Below are 21,042 nucleotides of genomic sequence, written 5' to 3'. Positions count from 1 at the left end.
CGTGAACGAGTATGATGCCAGCCCATGAGTAAAGCCAGTCCCGACAAGCGACCGAATGCCGAACGCGTGACCCTGACCCCGGGCGACTGGGAACAGGCGGCGCTGGAATTGATTGCCGATCAGGGTCTCAGTGCGTTGGGCGTGGAGCCGCTGGCCCGGCGCCTGGGGATCACCAAGGGCAGCTTCTACTGGCACTTCTCCGGCCGGGACGACCTGCTCGAGCGGGCTCTGGCCCGCTGGGAGAATCAGGATCGTTACCACCTCCAGCAGAGCCTGACCTCCGGTTCTCGCCCGGCCGAGCGCCTTGCCGAATTCGTCTGGCGGACCAGCCGTCAGACCCTGACCCACCGGATCTACGTGGCGCTCTGCGCGATGCCGAACGACGAACGGATCGGCCCGGTCATCAAGCGCGTCACGGCTCGCCGGATCAAGTACCTGACGGCGGCCTTCGCCGAGCTGGGCCTGAGCCCGGAGTCGGCCGGCCACCGCGCGAATCTGGTGTACTCCTCCTACGTGGGGTACCTGCATCTCCAGGCTCAGGGCCTGGTGCCGGACAAGGACGATCCGGCCTTCGAGCATTACGTGGGGCACGTCATCGAGACCCTGGTCGACCTCGACCATCCCAGTCCCTCCAGCGACGAGGCCTGAAGGCCCAGCCCACCGGGCCGATCAGGGCTGGTGCGGGCGGGCGAGGTAGTCGTGGCTCTGCATCTCGATCAGCCGGGAGACGGTGCGTTCGAAGGGCGCGGCCAGCCTGCGACCGAGGTACAGGGCCTCCGGTGAGGCCTCGGCGATCACGATCAGCTTGACCGCCCGGTCGTAGCACTCGTCCACCAGGTGGATGAATCGCCGAGCCGCATCGTTGTCGCTGTCATCCATTTGTCGGACATTGCTGATCATCAGGGTGCTGAACCGTCGGGCCAGTTCGATGTAGTCGGCGCTGGCGCGGGGGCCGTCGCAGAGGGTCGAGAATTCGAACCAGGCGAGCGAACCGGCACGCCGCAGGGGTTGCAGGCTGCGGTTTCGTACCTTCAGGGCCGCAGTGCTGACCGCTTCGCCGGCCGCCAGAGTGCGGAATTCGCGCTCGAGTTCCTGCTGCGCGAACTCGTCGGCGGGCCAGCGATAGACCGGGTGTCGGGACAGCTCGCGCAAACGATAGTCTTCCCGCGCATCGAGGGACATGACGTCGCAGTTCTTCTCGATCAGCTCGATGGCCGGCAGAAAGCGCGCCCTCTGCAGGCCATCGGCATACAGATTCTTGGGTTCCGTATTGCTGGTGGCGACCAGCACCACGTCCCTTTCCGCCAGTTGCTGGATGAGCTCTCCCAGGATCATCGCGTCACCGATGTCGTCGACGTGGAACTCGTCGAAGCACAGCACGCGGGCCCGCGCCGCGATTGCCGCGGCCACCTTCTCCAGCGGGTTGCGCTGCCGATCCAGCTCGGCCAGTCGGTCATGGACGTGCGTCATGAAGCGGTGGAAGTGGATGCGCCAGACCGGCACGCCGGCCTGGTCCAGGCTGCTGGCCAGCAGGTCCATCAGCATGGTCTTGCCACGACCGACGCGACCGTGCAGATAGAGCCCACGGACCGGGCTCCGGCGGGGTCGCCAGGCTTCCCACCAGCGCCTGGGCGGCTGCAGGAGCTGCCGGTAGCGCTCCTCCAGGATCCCGGCCAGAGCCTCCTGGCGGGGGTCGGGGATCAGTTCCCCACGCTCGATTCGAGCTCGGTACTGAGCCAGCGGACCGATCGGGTTCGATGAGGACAAAAGCGGATGGCCCCGGTCAGGGCAGGTTGGACTGGACGTGGTTCTTGATCAGGCCGCGCAGATCCATCAGCCGGCGATGGAAGAAATGGCCGGCGCCTTCCATCATGACCAGATCCGGGCCCTGGTCGAGGCCGTTGGCCCAGTGTTCCACGGCGTCGGAGGAGACGACCTCGTCCTCGTCGCCCTGCACCACCAGCCAGGGGCAGCTCGGCGGCTGCAGCTGGTCGAAACCGTAGCGCTCGACGGGCGGTGCGATGCTGATCAGCTGCCGCACCGGCAGATCCTGGGACGCGCGAAGGGTGATGTAGGCGCCGAAGGAAAAGCCTCCCAGCCAGAGGTCCGTGCCCGGGCGATGGCGCATTGCCCATTCGACCACGGCCTTAAGGTCTTCGACCTCGCCGTTGCCGTCATCGTATTCGCCCTGGCTCTCCCCGACGCCCCGGTAATTGAAACGCACGGTGGCCAGGCCGAGTTCGCGCAGGGAGCGCTCCATGATCGTGACCACCTTGTTGCGCATCGTGCCCCCGTGCAGCGGGTGCGGATGGCAGAGGACCGCGGTCGCCGGGCGCTCGAGCTCGGGCTCCGGCATTTCGCTCAGGCACTCCAGGTGCCCGGCGGGTCCGGTGAGCAGGAACTCGGCGTTCCGGGATGGAAAATGATCGGGATCGAGCACGCTGGAATCGGGCCTCAGAACTTGTCTGAATTCGATGAGGCGCTCATCATACCGTACTGGCCCGACGCGATGCAGCTGTATGAATCACCTGGCGCACCTGGTGCTCGCCGGCGAAAGCGAAGGCCTTCGGCTGGGCGCGTTTCTCGGCGATCACGTCAAGGGGCGACTGGCGCTGGAGTCCTTGCCGCCGGCCTGGGCCCGGGGAGTGGAGTTGCACCGATTCATCGATACGGCCTGCGACCGACATCCTTCGGTCGTGGCCTTGAGGTCGGGCTGGCAAGGTGCCTGGCGACGCTACGGCCCCATCGTGCTCGACGTGCTGTTCGATGCCATGCTCACCCGCCACTGGTCGCTATTCGGTCCCGAGCCTCTGAACGCCTTCGCCAACCGGAACGATCGGATGCTCGAACGGCACGCGGAGGCCCTGCCGGAGCGTCTGGTGCGCTTCGGCCGCTGGGCGAAGCGGCAGCGCTTATGGGAGCGCTACGATGATCGAGCGATGCTGGAGCGGATCTTCCAGGGCCTTGCCGCGCGCCACGGACGACCCAGTCCGCTGGGGCGCGGGCTGGACATCCTGGATGGCTGGGAGCCTGAGATCGAGTCGGTGTTTCTGGAGCTGTTCCCCGACCTGCAGCGGCAGGTCGGGGAATGGGGCGATGCTTACTCGAGGGCGCCGAGCATGTAGTCCACCGAAGCGGCGACCTGCTCGTCGCTCAGGTCCATGCGGCCGCCGCGCGCGGGCATGGCGTTGATCCCGTTGATGGCATTGGCCACCAGTTGATCGCGGCCCTTGTCCAGGCGACCGTCCCAGGCGGCGGCGATCAGCTGCGGTGCGCCAGCGGCGCCGGCATTGTGGCAAGTGCCGCAGACGCGGTCGTAGATCATCTGGCCGTCGAGGGAGCCCTCGAAGGCCACGGCCGGTGCGGCGGCGCGAGCGGCCTCTGCGGCGGCCTGGGCAGCGGCGCGTCCCGTGTCCCCGGCATACACGCCGGCAACCGGAAGGATGCGCTCCTGCTTGGCGACGGTGCGCGCCTGGCTTTCACTGCGTTCCATCGTACCGTGGATGCCCCGGGCCACGAAAATGATGACCACGGTAAAGACCATGAGCGCTACCAGCGTCAGGCTGAAGCGTTTGATAAATTCTCGATCATGCTGTTCGGACACGCCGGATCAACCTCAATTCTGGACTAGAAGCAAAGGAACCGTCCGGTCCATGGTGAGCCATGGCCGGGCAAACTCATAGTATATCGCAGTCCGGGGCCGGGAAAGACCCCCTCAACCACGATCCTTTCCCTGCAGGCGGGTGCCGATCAAGGCGCCGAGCAGGCAACTCAAGGCCGCGGGGAGCAGCAGCTCCGATTGCGATGAACCGAGCCCGATCAGCAGCCCGATGGGGACCAGCCAGAGGCCGGCGCAGACCCAGCCGGCGATCAGACTCTGCGACAGGCCCGCCGCCATCGCCGACGAACAGCTCACGACCAGGGTCCAGATCGCCAGCAGGGCAAGCTGGGAGCCAGGGCCGAACGCCGGGTCCTCGAGCAATGCTTGCAGGGGATCGCCGGCGGGCATGAACAGGGCCAACCCGGCCAGCAGTCCTTCGTGGATGGCGCCGCCGACCAGCGCGCCGGCCACGATTGATGCAAGAAATCGGACGATCATTCCGGTGAAGCGAAGCTCCGTTCGGCAGGTCGGCAGCAAGCCGGCGGTCTAGTGTACCCCGTCACTCATTCCGTGGTTTTCGGTGAGTCGGGAAGTCGCAGAATGAGGGGCGCTGCATGCTGGCATCGCCGCCATCTTCCCGGCTGCGCTATACTTCCTCGCCCATCCGCCGAGCTTGTCTGTTTTGGCATTTTCAGACTACGAATGAGTTTCCCTTGCGCCAGGATCGTATGGCCTGCACCCACGGCTGAATCGTAGGTGAGCTTCGGCCATTTCCAGATGATCCGTCGGCCCTTTGCCGTGGCGCTTGCCCTGGCCATCCTGCTGGCGGGCAGTGCGGGTGCGCTCTGGTTCCACAAGACCCTGCGTGGCGCGGAGCGGGCCGCGCTGGCGACCTACCTCGAGGATCGCTCACGCTATGCGCGAGCCGATCTGCTGTCGAGCATCCGTGCACAGATCCAGGCGCAGCAGCGCATGGCGGCCCGATTGCTCGATTCCCGTCTGAGTGACGAACCCGGCTGGCGCGAAGACGCCCGACGGTACCAGCTCGACCACCCCTACTACCGTGCCCTGAGCGTGCTGGACGATCAGCTCGTGACGCGCTGGGACCAGAGTTGGGGGATTCGCCATGCGCAGGCAGGTCAGCCGTACCCGATGAGCGACAGCTATCGGGAGCGTCTGCTCGAAGCGGCCCGGAGCGGCGAGCTGGTCGTGACCGAGTCCTTCGATCTGCCGGATGGCCGTCGAGGCGTGGTCTTTATCAGTCCCATCGGGGTCGGTGCCGATCATCTGGGCTATCTGGCCGCCGTGTTGACGGTGCCGGATGCGGTCGACTCGATGCTGTCCGAGGTCTTTCGGGACAAGCTCCATGTGCGGGTCCTGATCGACGGTGAAGAGGTCTATCCCTTCCCGCCGCTGGATTGGCCTTCGCAGGTGGACTGGCAGTCCGGCTTCTTCCTCGATCTGGATGACGATAGCCGCGGCTTCCAGTTCCAGTTCGCTGCCTCGGCCACCGAGATCGCCAATGTACGCACGGCGCTGCCGATGGTGGCCCTGGTCGGCGGGATCGCGATCGCCTTCCTGCTGGCCTTCCTGACCTACCTCGGACTCTCCGCGCGTCGCCAGGCCAGTTCCATGTCGGTCGCCAACCGGCGCCTCGAGCGCGAGATCCAGGAGCGCGAGCTGGTCGAGCGAGAGCTGGAGTTTCTGGTCAAGCATGACCCCCTGACCGGCTTGCCGAACCGCACCGGCGCCAGCCAGGCGCTCGAGCGCTTTCTGGTCGAAGCCCACGATGGGCCCGGCAAACTGGCGCTGATGTTCCTCGACCTCGATCAATTCAAGGACATCAACGATTCCCTGGGTCATCAGATGGGTGACCAGCTGCTGTGCGAGATTCCGCGTCGTCTGGCCGGCGTGCTTCGCGATTCGGATTTCATCGGCCGGCACGGGGGCGATGAGTTCCTGATCGCCCTGCGGCGGGACAGCCGTTCGCAGATCGAGCAGTTGGCGGGCCATCTGCTGCGCAGCCTCGATGAGAGCTTCGAGATCGAACGCAACAGCTTCTTCATCTCGGCCAGCATCGGGATCGCTTACTACCCGGATGCCGGGGAGAGCGTCAACGAGCTCATCCAGAACGCGGACACGGCCCTGTTCAAGGCCAAGCAGGCCGGTCGCAATCAGTTCGCGGTCTTCACGCGCGAGATGTTCGACCAGGCCCAGCATCGCCTGACGCTCAGCCGCGATATCCGGCAGGCCCTGGATGCGGGTCAGTTCCATCTGGTCTACCAGCCGATCGTCGAGCTCGAGAGCATGAAGCTGGTCGGTCTGGAGGCGCTGCTGCGCTGGAAGCACGAAAGCGGCTACATGGTGCCCCCGCAGGAGTTCATCCGGGTGGCCGAGGAAACCGGCATGATCGGACGCCTGGGCGAATTCGCCATGCGCCAGGCCCTGAGTGACCTGGGCCGTTGGAAAGCCCTGACCGGAAGGCCGCCCTGGCTGGCGGTCAATATCTCCGGCGCCCAGATCCGCGAATCCGACTTCGCCGAGCGTCTGAGCGTGATGCTGCACGAGGCGAGGATCGAGCCCTCCCTGCTGCACCTCGAGATCACCGAGGAAGTGCTGATCGAGAACCTGATGCGCAATCGACGCACCCTGCAGAAGCTCGATGGCATCGGCATGCGAATCGTGGTCGATGACTTCGGGGTGGGTTATTCCTCGCTGGCCTATCTGAAGAATTTCCCGATTTCGGTGGTCAAGATCGACCGAGGCTTCGTCCAGGATCTCGCCAACGATCCGGAAGACCAGGCCATCACCCGGACGATCTGCTCCCTGACCCGGGACCTGGGGATGGCGACGGTCGCGGAAGGCATCGAGCATCCCGAGCAGCTGGCGCTACTTCGTTCCTTCCAATGCATCCATGGCCAGGGTTATCTGTTCTCCCGACCGGTCGAGGCACCCCGCATCGAAGCCATGCTGATGGAGAGCGTGGACTGGACGCATCTGATGGATTCGTGAATTGCCTGACACGAATCGCTGCCCGCTTGCGTATGTACTCATAGAGCGGCCCCAAATCCGCTCCGGCCGGCATCCGATCCCTCCCTGCACCTGGATGCCGGTCTTTTTTTGCCTCGCCGAAGCGAGCGCCTTCCGATTCTCGATTCCCTCGAAGCAATCAGTTACAATCCGCCCCCACGCGCCCGTAGCTCAGCTGGATAGAGTACTGCCCTCCGAAGGCAGGGGTCGCAGGTTCGAATCCTGCCGGGCGCGCCAGATACGACAAAGCCCCGCGTAGCGGGGTTTTTTCGTATCTGACTCGCCCGTCTACGGAGTTGAACCTTGGTTCGACCAGTTGCGCAGCAACTGACGACGAGCGGCTTCAGCCGCGAAGCCCGCAGGGTCAAAACCGCCTTCGAGCGGTTTTGATCAATCCTGCCGGGCGCGCCAGATACGACAAAGCCCCGCGTAGCGGGGTTTTTTCGTATCTGACTCGCCCGTCTACGGAGTTGAACCTTGGTTCGACCAGTTGCGCAGCAACTGACGACGAGCGGCTTCAGCCGCGAAGCCCGCAGGGTCAAAACCGCCTTCGAGCGGTTTTGATCAATCCTGCCGGGCGCGCCAGATACGACAAAGCCCCGCGTAGCGGGGTTTTTTCGTATCTGACTCGCCCGTCTACGGAATTGAACCTTGGTTCGACCAGTTGCGCAGCAACTGACGACGAGCGGCTTCAGCCGCGAAGCCCGCAGGGCAAAGCGCGAAGCGCTGCAGTCAACCGAGCCGCAGGCGAGTTCATTGACGCGGAGCGTCAACCCGCAGGGCAAGCTGCGAAGCAGCGCAGTAATCCTGCCGGGCGCGCACCCCTGAATCGAACCCACCCCCTCCAAGCCGTTACTGAATCGACCGCACCAGCGCCCGGAACCCCGGCTCCGACCGCAATGGCTCCAACAGCGGATTCAGCTGTTCGAGAAAGCGTCGATGAGAAAACCCGCTGTCGACCGAGACCTTCAGCCAGCGCAGCGCCTCGTCGTTCCGGCCCAGCAGGGCATGGCCATCGGCCAGGAATCGCGCGATCATCTCGCTGACCCGGGCGAGCCGGGTGACTGCGCTGCCCAGTTCCCGTTCGGCATCGTCTCGCCCGGCTCGGGCCGCGACCAGGAATCGTGCGACCTGAAGCGCGGGTTGCGTCGCCAGGCCGGGGTCGTCGGGGTGAACCAGCGTGTCCAGGGGCTCGTGGTGGCCGGCCAGTAGATTCAGCCAGACCAGGAAGAGGCGGCCCACGGGGTTGTCCGGATCCATCGCGTGCATGGTCTGGTAGTAGGGCAGTGCGCCCTCGAAATCGCCCTGCAGGGCGCGGTCCCAGCCCGGCAGGCAGGCGGTCAAGGGGCTGAGGGGATCGATGGACTGCAGATGGATGATCATCGGCCGAGCCTCCTCGGCTCGATCCGAAATCAGCAGGCAGTTGACCAGCAGGCCCAGGGTTTCCGGGTCTTCCGGGCGGGCCCGGTCCGATTGTTTCAGTGCATCGATGGCGGACTGCAGCTGACCTTCGGCATAGCGAATCCAGCCGAGCAACTGATAGGCGCCAGGATGCTCGGGAGCGCATTGCTCCAGGCGCCGCGCACAGCGTCGCGCCTGCTCCAGCGGCGCCGGGCTCAGGTCCACCGCGGCCTCTCGGAACTGAAGCCAGGTCCGACCCAGGGCGGCCAACAGGGACGGCTGTTCACCGAGCGTCTCCAGCCCCTTTTCGAGCAGCTCGACTGCGGCTTGCAGGCCTTCGGGGCGCCAGCCGAGCGTCTGCTGCCGGGCCAGAAGCAGGCATTGCCAGGTCGCCACGTCCTCGCTTTCGGCGAGGGTTCGGGTCGGCCGTGCGAGCGGGCGGCCCAGGGCTTGTTCCAGGGCCTTGGTGACGGCCAGGGCCAGGCGTGCCTGCAGCTCGAAGGCCTGGTCGATGACGCCATCGAAGTGCGCGCTCCAGATGCTGGCGTCATCCTGGACGTCGACGATCCGGACGGAAATCCGCAGGCGTGGTCCGTGATTCCGGCAGCTGCCCTCGATCAGGTAGGCCAGGCGGTGGCGGCGCCCGAGGCTGCGCAGGTCCTGCGGCTGACCCTTCAGCATCCTCGATGAGGTGCTCGAGATGACCCGCAGGCCCTGCAGGGCGGATAGATCGGCGATCAGGGCCTCTCCGAAGCCGTCGGCCAGCCAGGCATCGCCCGCATCGGGTCCGATGTGATCGAAGGGCAGCACCAGCAGGCCGTCCCCCGCTGCGCTTTCCATCGTCGGGGTCGGCGGCGTGGCGGGCAGGGCGCGCATGGACCGCCAGCGATCGAGTTCGCTGCGGTAGGCGAAGACCGTGCTCTGCCGCTGGTGCAGGTGGCGGTGCACGGGAAGCCCCTCGTCGGCCTCCCAGCGCTTGACGGTTCGTACGCTCCGCTTCAGATGCGAGGCAATGGCCTTCCAGGAGTCGATGCGGTCTGAATCAGTCTCGTCGCCCATGCGCCCATCTTACGTCGCGATCCCAGCCTCCGGCCAGGCAGCTCGTGCCAGCTCGTGCCAAAGCGGGTCATGACCCGCCGTGCGTCTTTCGAGGGCCGGTTCGGCGGCCTAGGGTGGAGCTCCCTTTCCGAAACAGGAGTTTCCAATGAATGCTCGCCATCTTCTGATTGCCTCTTCGCTGACCCTGCTCAGCCAACTCGCCTGCGCCAGCGAGGATCCGACCCAGCCCGGCAATCGCTGGGTCGAGGTCAGTGGTTCGGGGGTGCACCGATTCTCCAGCGCCATCGTCCATTCGGTCACGGAAACCGAGGTCGGCTTCGTGCAGCGCAGCACCGAAACGGTCGAGCTGAGCGGTGATCTCGAAGGTCGAATCCTCTATCACCCCGTTTCGGTTTTCGATTTTGCCGCCGGCACCCTGGTCAACACGGGGCACCAGGTGTTCTCCGGTCAAGTCCTCGGCATGGGGCCGGTGCTGCTGCACGACGACGAGTTCCGCTTCGACGTCAATCTGGGCACGGGGGAAACCTTCGGTCGGGTGTTTCTCGAGAACCGCTTGAATGGCCCGGATATTCGCTGTCATCTGGAGATTGTCGGTGTCGGCGCCATGGACGAACAGGGTGATGCCCTGGTCGACTACACGGGCAGCTGTCGAGTCCGCCAGCTGATGCCAGCGAGAGAGCGCATTCGCTGAGTCGGTGGAGCTGGCGGTCCTGCTCAGCGCTGGCTGAGCCAGATCGTGCCGTAGACCAGCAGGGACCCTGCAATGTAGGCGGCGTCGATCCATCGGCGCCGCCGCTCGTTGTCCCGGGCGCGGCTCAGGTCCAGCAGCATCTGATGGAGCAGGAAGGTGTAGAGCACGTAGTAGAAGAAGGGAATGAAATGCACCGCTGCCGAGTAGTCGGCCGCGCGCTTGCCGAAGGCCGACAGGATCCAGTCGATCTGCGCATAGATGCCGAACAGACCCAGGCCCGCGTTGATGAACATCCAGCGCACTCGGTCGATACCGAAGATCACCAGGTAGAAGATCAGGTAGACGACGCAGGCGATACCGCCGTGCATGTAGAGGAACACCAGGCCGGGCCCCTCGCTGGCATAGGCCATGAAGAAGCCCGACAAGCCGAACACCCCCATATGGAACAGGAAGAAGGGGTAGACGAAATACCAGGGGATTTCGTCTCCTTTTCGGTACTTCCTGCCGTTGATGGTGAGATCGCCGTGGATTTGCATGACCGAGTGGCAGCAGGGGCTGGTGGTCATGGTAGCCCAGTCGAGCGGGCCAGGCCCATCCTGCGCACCACCCACCCAACGGCGACACCGCCAGAGCCTCGCGACGGAAGGCTGGTGAATCAGGTGGGCTGAGTAGTCCTCTTCCGTTCGCGCAACAGGTGGATGAGCAGGAACAGCGCGGCGGTCAGGACGCCAAGGGGGACGGTGGCCGGATGCGGCGACTGCTGAAAGCGGTGGCTGGAGCCGGCCATCAGCTCTCCACGAGGGATCAGGTCGATGAGGTCGTGATTGATGGCGTACAGGTGCCGACGGCCTTCGATCACGAGCGCGGCCTGGGGCTCCGGTGCTTCGGCCCTGCGGATGGAGAAGCCAGGCAGCTGCTCCTCGAGACGAGGCTCGATCTGCTCCTGCACGCGGTGCGCCGCCCCCGCATCCCTCAGTTCGATCGTGTAGCTGATCGGAATCGGCCAGAGCAGGTTGAAGGCGAGGGCGGCGGCCAGGCCGGCCATCGATGCGGACAGGGCGATGTGCCCGAGTCTGGCCACTGGCCAGGCCAAGGGGGCAAGTCGCTGGCCGCATGGCCGGAGCGCCTGCTCCAGGGCCTGGCCGAGGTTCAGGCCCAGCCGCTGGACCGAACGGCGGCGCAGGAGGCCGACGGCGAGCAAGGCCAGGGCCACCGCCAAGGTCGCCCAGCCCGGGTGGAAGTCCACCTCGAAGGCCTGCCATTCGATGTCCGGATGGACACCTGAACCCTGCCGGGCGAGGCTCAGCCAATGGGCCGGGCCGATTCCGATCCGCCACTCGGAGTGGGCCTGGGCCCTGGCCTGATCGAAGTTGGATTGGCTGGAGAATGCGAACAGGGCGAACAGGAGCGCGGCGACGAGCAGGCTCGGCAGCTGCCGAAGGAAAGCGCCGCTACCCTTGTGCTCCACGCTGAAGCTCTGTCCCTTGCTGTTCGCCATGATGGATCCCTGTCCGCCGTTCGATTTAAGCCAATCATGGCATTTAGCCGGATTCGATGCAAGTTGCCGCGCCAGGTCAAGGTGGCGACTGCTCGAATCGATCCTCGAATAGCGCGTCCCCGGCACCCGAGCCCGTCAGGTTCAGGCCGGTCGGGGAATTGCCGGCGTCGGAGCCGAAGATCAGGGTGTCGCTGAACGCGCCCAGCGCCTCCGGGCTGAAACGCAGGATCACGGTACAGCTGGAGTCACTGCTCAGGTTCAGGGGAAGCCCCGTGCAACTGCCGCCCGTCCGTTCGAAGGGCGCCGTTGCTGCGCTGATCGCGGCCAGCTCGATATCGATGGCATGGCTGCCGAAGACCAGCACTTCGACGTCCGGGCTGCTCTGGCCGACCGGGATGGCGCCGAAATCGATCTGCGCGGGCTCGAAGCGAAGCTCGGGCTCGGCCGCTTCGCCCTGCAGAGTGATGGCGAAGGCTTCGGCCTGGAGATCCGTGCCGATCAGGAAGGCATCTTCATGGGTGCCGATCGCGGGGGGCGCGAACTCGAAGTCCAGGGTGCAGGCCTGGCCGGGTTCCAGGCTCGAGGGGGGCAGCTGGCAGCTGCCGCCGGTCCAGGCGAAAGGCGCGCTCGGCGGCTGCCAGGTTTCCATCAGAAGCGCGGCCGTGCCCGGATTGGAGAGCTGGATGCTGCCCTGGGCGGTCTGGCCCGGCAGGAGATCGCCGAAGTCGAGCAGGGCAGGGGAGATGAGCAGCGCCGCCTGCAGCCCGCTGCCCTGCAGGACGATCGGCTGGACCGGGTCCGACGCATTGCTGCTCAATTGGATCGTCTGGCTCGATTCCGTGTCGCTGGTCGGCGTGTAGCGGTAGCTGACCGTGCAGGAGGTATCGGCGGGAAGGACGAAGGGTGCTTCCGGGCAACTGCTGCCGATCTGCTCGAAGGGTGGGCTCGGGGTCTCCAGCATGTCGACGGTGACCATGTCCACGCCGCTGCTGAAGATCTCCAGGTCGATCTCGGCGCTGTCGCCCACTTCGACGGCACCGAAGTCCAGCGAGGCGGGCAGGAGCTGGATCTCCGGACCATCCGCGTAGCCGAACAGGACCACCTGATCCGGGCTGCTGTCGCTCGAGCTGACGATGTCCACGGCACCCGTGACGGGACCTGCGGCCAGGGGCGTGAAGCGGTAGCTGGCGCTGCAGCTCTCACCCGGCATCAGGTCGAACGGGGTGGCCGGACAGGTGGTCGAGATCTGCTCGAACGGCGCGCCGGGTTCGGGCAGCTGGCTGATCGTGACGGGCAGGCCACCCTGGTTGCTGATCGAGACCGGCAGGGCCGGGGAGCTGAAGCCGATCAGGCTCGTGCCCAGGTCCAGCGGCGATGGCTGGATGCTCAACTGGGCGCCGATCCCTTCGCCGCTCATCGCCAGTGGCGTCAGGCCGGGTTCGGCATTGCTGTAGAACTCGATCTGGGTGGCCTCGGGGTCCGGGATCGTTGGCGCGAATCGATAGACCAGGGTGCAGCTCTGGCCGGGGTCGAGGACGATCGGCAGCAGGTTGGGGCAGCTGCCGGCCTGGCGCGTGAAGGCGCCGAGCGCGGGCGAGACGGCGCTGATCTCAAGCGTCGCGTTGCCCGTGTTCTGGAGCGTCACTTCGGCGAGCTGGCTGGCATCGATGGCGACGGCGCCGAAGCTCAGTGGCGAGGGCGCCAGCTCCAGCTCGGGCTTGGCAGGCTCATGGACGAGGACCGAGCCGCCGCTGCGGATCGAATCGGCCGTCAGGAAGCCGTATTCCGTGATGGCCGTGGCGACACCCGCAGGGTAGAGGATGGGCGCGGCCGGTTGGGACAGGGTTTCTGCCAGGGAAAAGAACATACCACCGCTTTCGAAGCGATGTGCGCGGCCGGCAGACACGGAGACGGTCTGGCCGATCTCGCCGACCAGCAAGGTATTGCCATGCATGTCGACCTGTTGACCGAAGGCTTCCCGCGGTTGATCCGGGGCTGTGAGGCGCTGCAGCTGTCCCCAGTTCAGACCGTCGAAGATGAACACATAGACGGCGCCTTCGCCGGACTCACCGTCCACGATCGCCCCGGGCGCGCCGATCGCGATGCGGGACCCGTCGATGGAAAAGCTGGTGCCGAAGCCCGCGCCGGCGTCCTCCCCATCGCCGGGCATCAGGACGGTTTCCAGCAGCCAGTCCTCGCCGGCGGCCTGGTAGACATGGACCCGGGCGCGCGCGGCTTCACCGATCAGCAGTCGGCCATCGGCCAGACCGAGTTCGTTGCCGAAGCGCGCCTTGAACTTGTTGCTGGTGCTCGAGACCAGGCTGTGGCTCAGGGTCCAGCTGCCCTGCTCGAGGCGATACAGGTGCACCTGCCCGGCCTGAAAGCCGGTCCCGGATTGCGGCGCGGTCTGAAATGGTGCGCCCACTGCGAGGGTCCCGCCGTCCAGCGCGATCGCACTGCCGAAGCCCGTGTAGTGTCCCTGGATGGGCGCGTCGATGATCTGGTCGAGTTCCCAGCTATCGCCATCGCGAAGGAAGGCGAACACGCGGCCGTCACTTCCGGCCGAGCTTGCGCCGATGACCAGGCGGTCGCCATCGAGGCCGACCCGGCGGTGCGTCTGCGGACTCGAAGCGGAGGCGCCCGGCAGGATCAGGTCCTGGGCCCACTGCCACTGGCCGTCGACCCGGCGGTAGACGAAGGCTCCGACCTCGCCGATGGTCATGTTGGCAATGATCAACTCGTCGCCCCGCGCCACGAGGTTGTGGCCGAAGCCATCGCCGAACACGGGTTCGCTCAGCACATCGACCAGTGGGGTCTGGGCCGGAGTGACGGCGGGTAGACAGGCAGCCAGAGCGAAGGCGGCCAGGCGCAGGCAGGTACGGTTGATCATCGTCGATTCCTCCTCAGCCGCGTCCCGCGCGACCGATTACCACCAGGCCGATCAACGCCATGAGCAGGATCATCAGGCCCAGGCCTTGCGGGTCCAGCACCGGCACACCGACCGCAGGCACGGTCGGCGCGCCGCTGAGGCCGGATTCGAAGGCGCCGATGTCGGCCTGCCCCCCGACCACGCGCGGGAAGCCCTCGCCACGTTGGTCCCACTCGAGATTGCCGGGGTTGCTGCCGGCATCGAGCGCGGGCGAGCTGGCCTGGACTTCATGCACAGGCACGCAGAGCCGGGTGCCCGGCGCGCCGGCCATGGCGGCGCAGCCGCGGTCACCGAGTGGCAGCAGTTGGGCTGAAGTGTCGAAGAGGTTGTTCTGGTCGATGCCGTTGATCACGGCGGCGCCATTGCCGATCTGACTGAACAGCACATCGAGTGTGACCTCGGCCGTGTTCAGGTCCGGGTTGCCGGCGACGCCCACGACATTGAGATTGCCCGAGGGCCCGAAATTGCCGGCCAGCAGGACGCTTTCGAGCCGCGCCGTGTAGTCGGTCTGGAAGTAGAGCACGCGCAAGCCGCCACCGCTGGTGCTGACCGGGTCGCTGTCGAAGTTGTCCACGATCGTGCTGTTGCGGATGATCGGTGTGCCCGGATCGCCACCCAGATTGATGCTGACATCCAGGTCCATGCCGCCCCCGACAACCGCATTGTTGTTGGCCACGGTGCTGTTTTCCATCAGGGTCCGGCTGACCCGGAGGCCGCCGGCCGAGCCGCCGGAGACGTTCGCGATCACGGCGCTGTAGCGCATCTCGAAGTCCGTGCCCGAGGGCATGTAGAGGCCGCCGCCCCGGGCGTTGACGGCGATGGCTTCGTTGTTCTGGATCAGGCTGTTGTGGACGAACATCAACTCGTCGGCCGCCACTCCGCCGCCGTTGGCGGCATCGCCCTGGGTGGTGTTGTTGCGCACGATGCTGTCATCCAGCGAGGCGCCGCTGGCGAGGTACAGGCCGCCGCCATGCGCTTGTGCGCCGAGGGTCGTGCTGTTCTCGACCGTGATGCGGGTGAGGAAGGTCGCGGCGTTGCTGCACAGGGCACCGCCGCGCCCGTCGCTCGCCGTGCAGGGATTGCCGGGATCGCCGTCGGTCGTGGTGCGGCCGTTGGTGAGACGCAGATCGCTCAGCGCCAGGGAGTCACCGTCGTTGGGCACCGACAGGATGCGGGTCTGATTTCCGCCACTGAGGGTCTGGCCGCTCGAGCCGCCCAGAATCTGGAGTTCGTCGGTGCTGACCAGGGGCGTGAGCAGGGTGATCGTGCCCAGGCCATCGACGAAGGTGATCGAGTCGGCGCCCGGGTTGGCGTTGGCCTGGGCGACGGCGTCGCGCAGGGAGCCGGGCCCGGCATCCGCGGTGCTGCTCACCTCGAAGGTGGCGGCCGGGGCTTGGGTGCAGAGGCCGGCGATGAGGCCGAGGCCGAGTAGGGCGCGGGTAACTGGCTTGAGCTTGTGCATGGGTCGGTCCTTGCAGATGAGCGGTTCGTGCCGGCTCGGCCATGGAGCGGGCGTTCATACCCGGACATACGCAAGGCGTGGAAACAGGGATCAGGCGATCGTCGATCCAGCCGGAGGCGGTCGGCGGGGACTGTGGGGGAATCAGTCCGTGACGGCGGAATCGGAAAGGGCAAGGGCCTGCTGGCACAGGGCCTTCAGGGCTGGATCGGGATCGGTGCGGGCGAGACGGTCGGCATCCAGGGAGCGTGCCAGCGCCCTCGCCGTCTCGTCCTGGCCGTGGCGCAGCAGGCAGTCGATCCGATAGAGCGCGCTGAGAATCTGCTGGTCGATGTCGGCGACCAGTCGATCGCAGGCCTCGGGCGTCTCCCATGCGCGGCTCTGGATGCCTTGCAGGCGCTCCTTTTCGCCTTCGCTGAGTTCGCTCCAGCCGATAGGCAAATCATCCTGGATGGCTCGAGCCTCGGCCGCTGCCTCGAGGTGGTGGCCCAGTGATTCGGTGGCGATGGCGTGGATGGTCCGCGCGCTGGCCACCGCGTGGTGATCCGGGCCGTGAGTGGCCACGCGCCCGGCGATGACCCGCTCGATCCGACGCCTGGCCGCCTCGGCTCGGCCCATCTGCAGCTCCACCAGGGCCATCGAGCGATGCACCCGCAGCGTGCCCCTGGCCTCGGGCCCCATGGTTCGGGTGCGAATCGCCAGCGCGCGCTCGAGCCAGTGCAGGGCGCGCTCCGGTTCGCCGTCTTCGGCATCGAGGCGGCCGAGCTGAAGCAGCGGGTAGCTGGCCTTGTTCGAGTCGGCACCGTAGATGGCTTCGGTCAGTTCCAGGCGGCGCTCGAGATAGGGGCGCAGTTCCTCATGGCGCCCGGATTGCTCCAGGTGCAGGGTGATCACCGAGGCCAGGTTCAGCTCCATGAGCGGGTCGGGTTCGGCCTCGGCCACCTCGGCCTGCAGTTGTTCGATCAGGGCTCCGGCCTCCTCGTGTCGGCCGGCATCGCCCAGGTAGGTGATCGCCGGGGACAGGTCCCGGAATCGGTTCCACAGCACGCGCTCGCCGTGCCGGCGGTGCAGTTCGGCGGCTTCGAAGAGATGTGCCAGGGCCTCGTCGGTCCGTCCTTCGTTGCCGACGATCAGGCCTTGAAGATAATGCGCCTCGGCGCGTGCCATGAGGCCGGCCTCGGGGTGGGGGTCACCATCGACCAGGCCGGCGATCATCGCGGCGGCTTCGTCTCTTCGCTGGCGGTTGAACAGGGTCTTGGCGATCAGGATGCGTGCCCGCCAGCTGCCGGCGATGTCGCCGGCCTCTCGATACATCTCGAGGGCCCGGCCGGCCAGCGCGGCGGCTTCGTCGTACTGGGCCAGGGCGAAGCGCGAGGTGGCCAGATCCTCGCTCAGGGCCGCGCGGGTCGCTGCCGGAAGGGACTCGCGATCGCTGAGCATCTCCTCGCCGATGTCCAGCAACTGGCTGGCCGTGGGTTCCTGACCGCCATGCACGCTCGGGTTGGCCTGGCGGAAGATGTCCTGCTGGAAGGCGACGATGGCATCGGCCCGTTCGCGTTCGGCAATGGCCTGATCGCGTTCGGCGCGAATCTGTCCGGCCTGGAGCGCCAGCACTGTCACGCCGCCGATCAGGACCAGCAGCAAGCTCAGTCCCAGCGCCACGGACAGGCGGTGGCGACCCACGAATCGGGACAGTTGATAGCGGCGCGTGCCGCGACGAGCCGCTACCGGCCGTCGGGCCAGGTAATGCCTCAGGTCCTCGGCGAGGGCTTCGGCCGAGCCGTAGCGCTGCTCCGGCTCCTTGCGCAGGGCCTTCATCATGATCGCATCGAGATCGCCGCGCAGGGACTGTCGCAGGCGATCGAGGGGCTGCCCCAGGGCCTGGCAGGTCGGCGCGCTGAGCTCGCTGTCCAGCGCGCGCGAGGGCAGGGTGGGCGGCTCGTTCAGAACCGCCTGCTCGTAGGCAAAGGGCGTGCTGGCGGTCTTGGCCCAGGGCCGGGTGCCGGTCAGCAACTGATACATCAGAAGGCCCAGGGCATGCACATCGACGCTGGTGGTGGCGGGTTCGCCGCGCACCTGCTCGGGGGCCGCGTACTCCGGGGTGAACTGACGGCTTCGCGTCGCCGCCTGGCCGTCGTCTTCGATCAGGCGGGCAATGCCGAAGTCCAGCAGGCGGACCTTGCCGTCGCGATCGACCAGGATGTTCGAGGGCTTGAGATCCCGATGGACGACGAGGCGCCGGTGAGCGGCGGCGACGATCTCGCAGACCTCGATCATCAGCTCGAGGCGCTGTTTCAGATTCAGGCGCTGCTCGTTGCAATAGCGGTCGATCGGCAGGCCGTCGACGTACTCCATGACCAGGAAGGGCTGGCCATCCGGCGTTTCCTCGCCGTCGAGCAGGCGCGCGATGCCGGGGTGCTCGAGGCGGGCGAGAATCCGTCGCTCTTCGCGAAAACGGGCCTGCAGTTCGGGCAGTGCGATGGAGGACTCGATCAGCTTGAGCGCACCGAGCTGATGAAAATCCTGCTCGACCCGCTCGGCCAGGAACACCCGCCCCATGCCGCCTCGTCCGAGTTCCCGCAGCAGGGTCCAGCGGCCCAGGCGGTGGCCCGGCTCGGGCTTGAAGTTCGCGCGGCCCAGGGATTCGCCGAGCTGGACGAGCAGCTCGGGTGCGGCCTGTTCGAGGGAGTCGAGGGTGGCACTGGCGTCGGCGCTGAGCATGCCGAGCAGTTCTCGCCGCATGGTGTCGGTGAAGTCGAGCGTGGTGGCGCGGGCGTTGGCGAAGTCGAGGCGCTCGGATTCCGGCCGCTCGAGCGCCGCCTCGAAGACCTCGCGTACGCGTGCCCAGCGATCCGCTTCCCGCACTCGCCCCTCCAGCCAGTGTCTGCTGCTCCTTTGGGTATAGTAGCGCCTTGGGGAGGCCTGGCGCAGGCTGCGTCCAGGCTGGGGGTTCGTGGGAGAGGGTCGATAGCACGGGGCGGGCCGATGACCGAGATACCGGAAGCACTGACGCAACAGCTGGCGGCAGCGGGCGGCGATCAGCAGGTCGAGAGCGAAGTGATCGAAGCGGTCTATCAGGAACTGCTCCGCCTGGCCCGTTCGGAACTGGCGAAGCACCGACGCGGCGCGACGCTCAATACCCGCGTGCTGGTCAACGAGGCCTATCTCAAACTGTTCGCCGGCTCGCGCAACGCCGAGTTCCAGAATCGCAAGCATTTCTTTGCCAGCGCCGCGCTGGTGATGCGGCACATCGTGGTCGACCACGCCCGGCGCAAGCTCGCCGATCGGCGGGGAGGCGGGGTGGCGCCACTGGATCTGGATGAGCAGAATCTCGCCGTGGAAAGCCAGGCCGAGAACATTCTGGCCCTCGATGATGCCCTGCACAAGCTGGCCGAACGCGATCCCCGCCTGGCCGAGGTGATGGTGATGCGCTTCTTCGCCGGTCTGTCCGTCGAAGAGCTCGCCGAACAGCTCGGTGTCTCCGCCCCCACGATCAAGCGCGATACGCGCATCGCCAAGGCCTTTCTGCGTCAGCAGCTGGGGGCTTGATCAGATCGAGTAGCGCAGCTCCAGCGCCTTCTGCGCGGTCTTGACGATTCCGAAGGCCGAACGCAGGTAGCGGCGGTGCAGGCCGGAGAGTTCGTCGGGGTCGACGAGGTGGTTCGGCTGCTTTCCCTGATCGAACAGGGCGACCTGGTGGCGCAGGCGGACGTTGCCGATGAAGCGCAGGGCGTGGATCAGGTCGTCGGCATCGCTCTGGCTCATGATCTCGGCCTCGGCCGCGGCACGGATGCGATCTTCCGTGTGGACGGCCCGGATGGCGCCTTCCAGGGCGCGGACACGGGCCAGATCGACGATCGGAATGACGCCGCGCTTCTTCAGGTTCAGTCCGCGGGCATCGTCCTTGCCGTCCTCGCGAGCGAACTGGCCGAACAGGCCGAGGGCGGGGCGGTTGCCCATCGATTCGGCGGCCAGGAAGCGGCGGAACAGGCGTGAGTGGCTGGCCTGCTCGAGGACCTCGCCGTGCAGGCGCTTCGCCAGCACTTCATCCCCGGCCACGGCGCGCATGTCGAAGAAGATCGAGCTCTGCATCACCGCCTTCGGTTCCGGTTCGACCATCCAGCCATCGAAGGTCCTCCGCCAGGCCTCCCAGGACATGCGCCAGTCGCCCTTGGCCATGACGCCGCCCGGGCAGTAGACGTAGCCGCAGTCGTTCAGGCCGTCGCAGACGCGCCCGGCGAAGTCCTGGAACCAGGCGGCGGCTTCGGCGTCGGGTTCCTCGGCCAGGATCAAACCGTTGTCCTGATCGGAGATCAGGCCCTGTTCCATGCGCGCCTGCGAGCCGAAGGCCGTCCAGCACCAGTTCATCGGCGCCTCGCCCAGTGCCTCGAGCGCGAGCTGGATCAGGCGACGCGTGCAGGCATCGGTGATCATGCTGGCCATGCGGCCGACCTCGTAGACCTCGCTGCCGTGATGCACCAGCCGCGCAAGGATGCCGGGGCCTTGCTGAGCGAGCCGGGCCACCTGTTCGGCGCTGCTGCTGCGCTGGATGTCGCGGACCAGGCGTAGAGGATGTGGCGCCTGCAATCGCAGCAGATCGCCTGCGCTGACGACGCCAGTCAATCCACCTTCGGGATCGACGACCGGGAGGTGGTGGACACCCAGCTTCATCATTTCGACGAGGGCATCCTCGATCCGGCGCTCCGGCGAAATCGCCGTCGGGTTCGACGTCATGACCTCGGCGACCGGGCGACTGCCATCCAGGCCTCGGGCCACGACCCGATTGCGCAGGTCGCGGTCGGTGAGCATGCCCACCAGGGCCTCGCCGTCGACGATCGGCAGGGAGCTGATCTGATGCTCGGCCATCCGCTCGGCGGCATCACGCAGCGAGGTCTGCGGGCCCACCGTGATCGGTGGCCGCAGGTCGAGATCGGCGAGGCGCTCACGGCGCCCTCCCTGGAGGGCGCGCAGGCGCTCTCCGGGTGAAGCCTTGAGAAAGCGATCGACCTCGGGCAGATCGCGGTTCAGTTGGGCCAGGGCTTCGGCGTTGAGGTGCCAGACCTCGACCTTGCCGCGGGCGCGCGCCCGGTAGTCCGGACGCTGGCCATCGATGCTGATGGCGTGTCCGAACAACTCGCCGGCCTGTCGGATCTCGAGGGTCTGGCCATCCGTGTCCAGCAGCTCGACCTCGCCGGCTTCGATCAGGAAAAGTCCCTGTCTGCCCGGGGGCTCGAAGCACCCGATGTCGCTGCCCGCTTCGGCCCGTTGGTGGCTGAAGCGTCGGGCGACCGAATCGCGCTGAGCCTCGCTCAGTTCGGAAAACGGGGCGACTCGGGCAAGCAGTGGCTGGAGTGCGTCGGTGGACATGGCATGG

At 66.6% G+C, this 21,042-nt stretch carries 16 protein-coding genes and 1 tRNA gene; 6 read left to right on the top strand and 11 right to left on the bottom strand.

Annotated features, from left to right (window positions below):
- The first annotated feature begins 24 nt into the window (after positions 1-24).
- Positions 25-648 (top strand): TetR/AcrR family transcriptional regulator, encoded by a 624-nt coding sequence (locus WM2015_RS12825; RefSeq protein WP_049726419.1) that lies wholly within the window; start codon positions 25-27, stop codon positions 646-648.
- Positions 649-669: 21 nt separating this feature from the next.
- On the opposite strand, the gene zapE is transcribed toward WM2015_RS12825, so the two are convergent.
- Entirely contained in the window at positions 670-1,767 is a 1,098-nt protein-coding gene (gene zapE / locus WM2015_RS12820) for a cell division protein ZapE (protein WP_049726418.1), read from the bottom strand.
- Between the two features lie 16 nt (positions 1,768-1,783).
- Positions 1,784-2,440, bottom strand: coding sequence for an alpha/beta hydrolase (locus tag WM2015_RS12815; RefSeq protein WP_245609770.1), 657 nt, complete (start codon positions 2,438-2,440; stop codon positions 1,784-1,786).
- 79 nt (positions 2,441-2,519) lie between these two features.
- Between WM2015_RS12815 and WM2015_RS12810 the strand changes: the two genes are divergently transcribed.
- Positions 2,520-3,125, top strand: coding sequence for an acyl carrier protein phosphodiesterase (locus tag WM2015_RS12810; protein WP_049726416.1), 606 nt, complete (start codon positions 2,520-2,522; stop codon positions 3,123-3,125).
- On the opposite strand, the gene WM2015_RS12805 is transcribed toward WM2015_RS12810, so the two are convergent.
- Positions 3,101-3,604: a c-type cytochrome gene (locus WM2015_RS12805; protein ID WP_049726415.1), complete on the bottom strand. Its 504-nt coding sequence runs from the start codon at positions 3,602-3,604 to the stop codon at positions 3,101-3,103. The two genes, WM2015_RS12810 and WM2015_RS12805, sit on opposite strands and share 25 nt — an antisense overlap.
- Before the next feature lie 111 nt (positions 3,605-3,715).
- Positions 3,716-4,099: a hypothetical protein gene (locus tag WM2015_RS12800; protein WP_156201181.1), complete on the bottom strand. Its 384-nt coding sequence runs from the start codon at positions 4,097-4,099 to the stop codon at positions 3,716-3,718.
- A 258-nt stretch (positions 4,100-4,357) separates the two neighbouring features.
- Here WM2015_RS12800 and WM2015_RS12795 point away from each other — a divergent pair, with 258 nt between their 5' ends.
- Entirely contained in the window at positions 4,358-6,613 is a 2,256-nt protein-coding gene (locus WM2015_RS12795; protein WP_049726413.1) for a putative bifunctional diguanylate cyclase/phosphodiesterase, read from the top strand.
- Positions 6,614-6,791: 178 nt separating this feature from the next.
- A tRNA-Arg gene (locus tag WM2015_RS12790) sits at positions 6,792-6,868 on the top strand.
- Positions 6,869-7,483: 615 nt separating this feature from the next.
- Here WM2015_RS12790 and WM2015_RS12785 read toward each other — a convergent pair.
- Positions 7,484-9,091, bottom strand: a complete 1,608-nt coding sequence (locus tag WM2015_RS12785; protein WP_049726412.1) for a tetratricopeptide repeat protein — start codon at positions 9,089-9,091, stop codon at positions 7,484-7,486.
- A gap of 145 nt (positions 9,092-9,236) precedes the next feature.
- Between WM2015_RS12785 and WM2015_RS12780 the strand changes: the two genes are divergently transcribed.
- On the top strand, positions 9,237-9,782 hold the full coding sequence (locus tag WM2015_RS12780) for a hypothetical protein (RefSeq protein WP_049726411.1): 546 nt from the start codon (positions 9,237-9,239) through the stop codon (positions 9,780-9,782).
- A 23-nt stretch (positions 9,783-9,805) separates the two neighbouring features.
- Here WM2015_RS12780 and WM2015_RS12775 read toward each other — a convergent pair whose 3' ends face one another.
- The 5 genes from WM2015_RS12775 to WM2015_RS12755 all read right to left on the bottom strand — a co-directional run bounded on the left by WM2015_RS12775 (position 9,806) and on the right by WM2015_RS12755 (position 18,533).
- Positions 9,806-10,348, bottom strand: a complete 543-nt coding sequence (locus tag WM2015_RS12775) for a hypothetical protein (protein WP_156201179.1) — start codon at positions 10,346-10,348, stop codon at positions 9,806-9,808.
- A gap of 89 nt (positions 10,349-10,437) precedes the next feature.
- Positions 10,438-11,280 carry a hypothetical protein gene (locus WM2015_RS12770; protein ID WP_049726409.1) on the bottom strand — a complete coding sequence of 281 codons (843 nt, stop codon included), beginning with the start codon at positions 11,278-11,280 and terminating at the stop codon, positions 10,438-10,440.
- 76 nt (positions 11,281-11,356) lie between these two features.
- On the bottom strand, positions 11,357-14,170 hold the full coding sequence (locus WM2015_RS12765; RefSeq protein ID WP_049726408.1) for a choice-of-anchor D domain-containing protein: 2,814 nt from the start codon (positions 14,168-14,170) through the stop codon (positions 11,357-11,359).
- A gap of 13 nt (positions 14,171-14,183) precedes the next feature.
- Positions 14,184-15,671, bottom strand: coding sequence for a right-handed parallel beta-helix repeat-containing protein (locus WM2015_RS12760; RefSeq protein ID WP_049726407.1), 1,488 nt, complete (start codon positions 15,669-15,671; stop codon positions 14,184-14,186).
- Positions 15,672-15,812: 141 nt separating this feature from the next.
- Positions 15,813-18,533 (bottom strand): serine/threonine-protein kinase, encoded by a 2,721-nt coding sequence (locus tag WM2015_RS12755; protein ID WP_049726406.1) that lies wholly within the window; start codon positions 18,531-18,533, stop codon positions 15,813-15,815.
- Positions 18,534-18,653: 120 nt separating this feature from the next.
- Here WM2015_RS12755 and WM2015_RS16075 point away from each other — a divergent pair, with 120 nt between their 5' ends.
- On the top strand, positions 18,654-19,217 hold the full coding sequence (locus WM2015_RS16075; protein WP_049726405.1) for an ECF-type sigma factor: 564 nt from the start codon (positions 18,654-18,656) through the stop codon (positions 19,215-19,217).
- On the opposite strand, the gene WM2015_RS12745 is transcribed toward WM2015_RS16075, so the two are convergent.
- The gene (locus tag WM2015_RS12745) at positions 19,218-21,035 is read right to left on the bottom strand and encodes a DUF294 nucleotidyltransferase-like domain-containing protein (RefSeq protein ID WP_049726404.1); all 1,818 of its coding nucleotides are present in this window, start codon (positions 21,033-21,035) and stop codon (positions 19,218-19,220) included. It lies immediately after the preceding gene.
- Positions 21,036-21,042 lie beyond the last annotated feature (7 nt).

Source organism: Wenzhouxiangella marina (assembly GCF_001187785.1).
Classification (GTDB): domain Bacteria; phylum Pseudomonadota; class Gammaproteobacteria; order Xanthomonadales; family Wenzhouxiangellaceae; genus Wenzhouxiangella; species Wenzhouxiangella marina.
Note: the sequence above shows the minus strand (reverse complement) of the source record. Positions and strands in the feature narration are given on the sequence as shown.

Bases quoted from the DNA above. Each gene is read 5' to 3' on its own strand.
- WM2015_RS12825 (WP_049726419.1), top strand. From the start codon at position 25: ATGAGTAAAGCCAGTCCCGACAAGCGACCGAATGCCGAACGCGTGACC.
- WM2015_RS12810 (WP_049726416.1), top strand. From the start codon at position 2,520: ATGAATCACCTGGCGCACCTGGTGCTCGCCGGCGAAAGCGAAGGCCTT.
- WM2015_RS12800 (WP_156201181.1), bottom strand. From the start codon at position 4,099: ATGATCGTCCGATTTCTTGCATCAATCGTGGCCGGCGCGCTGGTCGGC.
- WM2015_RS12785 (WP_049726412.1), bottom strand. From the start codon at position 9,091: ATGGGCGACGAGACTGATTCAGACCGCATCGACTCCTGGAAGGCCATT.
- WM2015_RS12780 (WP_049726411.1), top strand. From the start codon at position 9,237: ATGAATGCTCGCCATCTTCTGATTGCCTCTTCGCTGACCCTGCTCAGC.
- WM2015_RS12775 (WP_156201179.1), bottom strand. From the start codon at position 10,348: ATGACCACCAGCCCCTGCTGCCACTCGGTCATGCAAATCCACGGCGAT.
- WM2015_RS12770 (WP_049726409.1), bottom strand. From the start codon at position 11,280: ATGGCGAACAGCAAGGGACAGAGCTTCAGCGTGGAGCACAAGGGTAGC.
- WM2015_RS12765 (WP_049726408.1), bottom strand. From the start codon at position 14,170: ATGATCAACCGTACCTGCCTGCGCCTGGCCGCCTTCGCTCTGGCTGCC.
- WM2015_RS12760 (WP_049726407.1), bottom strand. From the start codon at position 15,671: ATGCACAAGCTCAAGCCAGTTACCCGCGCCCTACTCGGCCTCGGCCTC.
- WM2015_RS16075 (WP_049726405.1), top strand. From the start codon at position 18,654: ATGACCGAGATACCGGAAGCACTGACGCAACAGCTGGCGGCAGCGGGC.
- WM2015_RS12745 (WP_049726404.1), bottom strand. From the start codon at position 21,035: ATGTCCACCGACGCACTCCAGCCACTGCTTGCCCGAGTCGCCCCGTTT.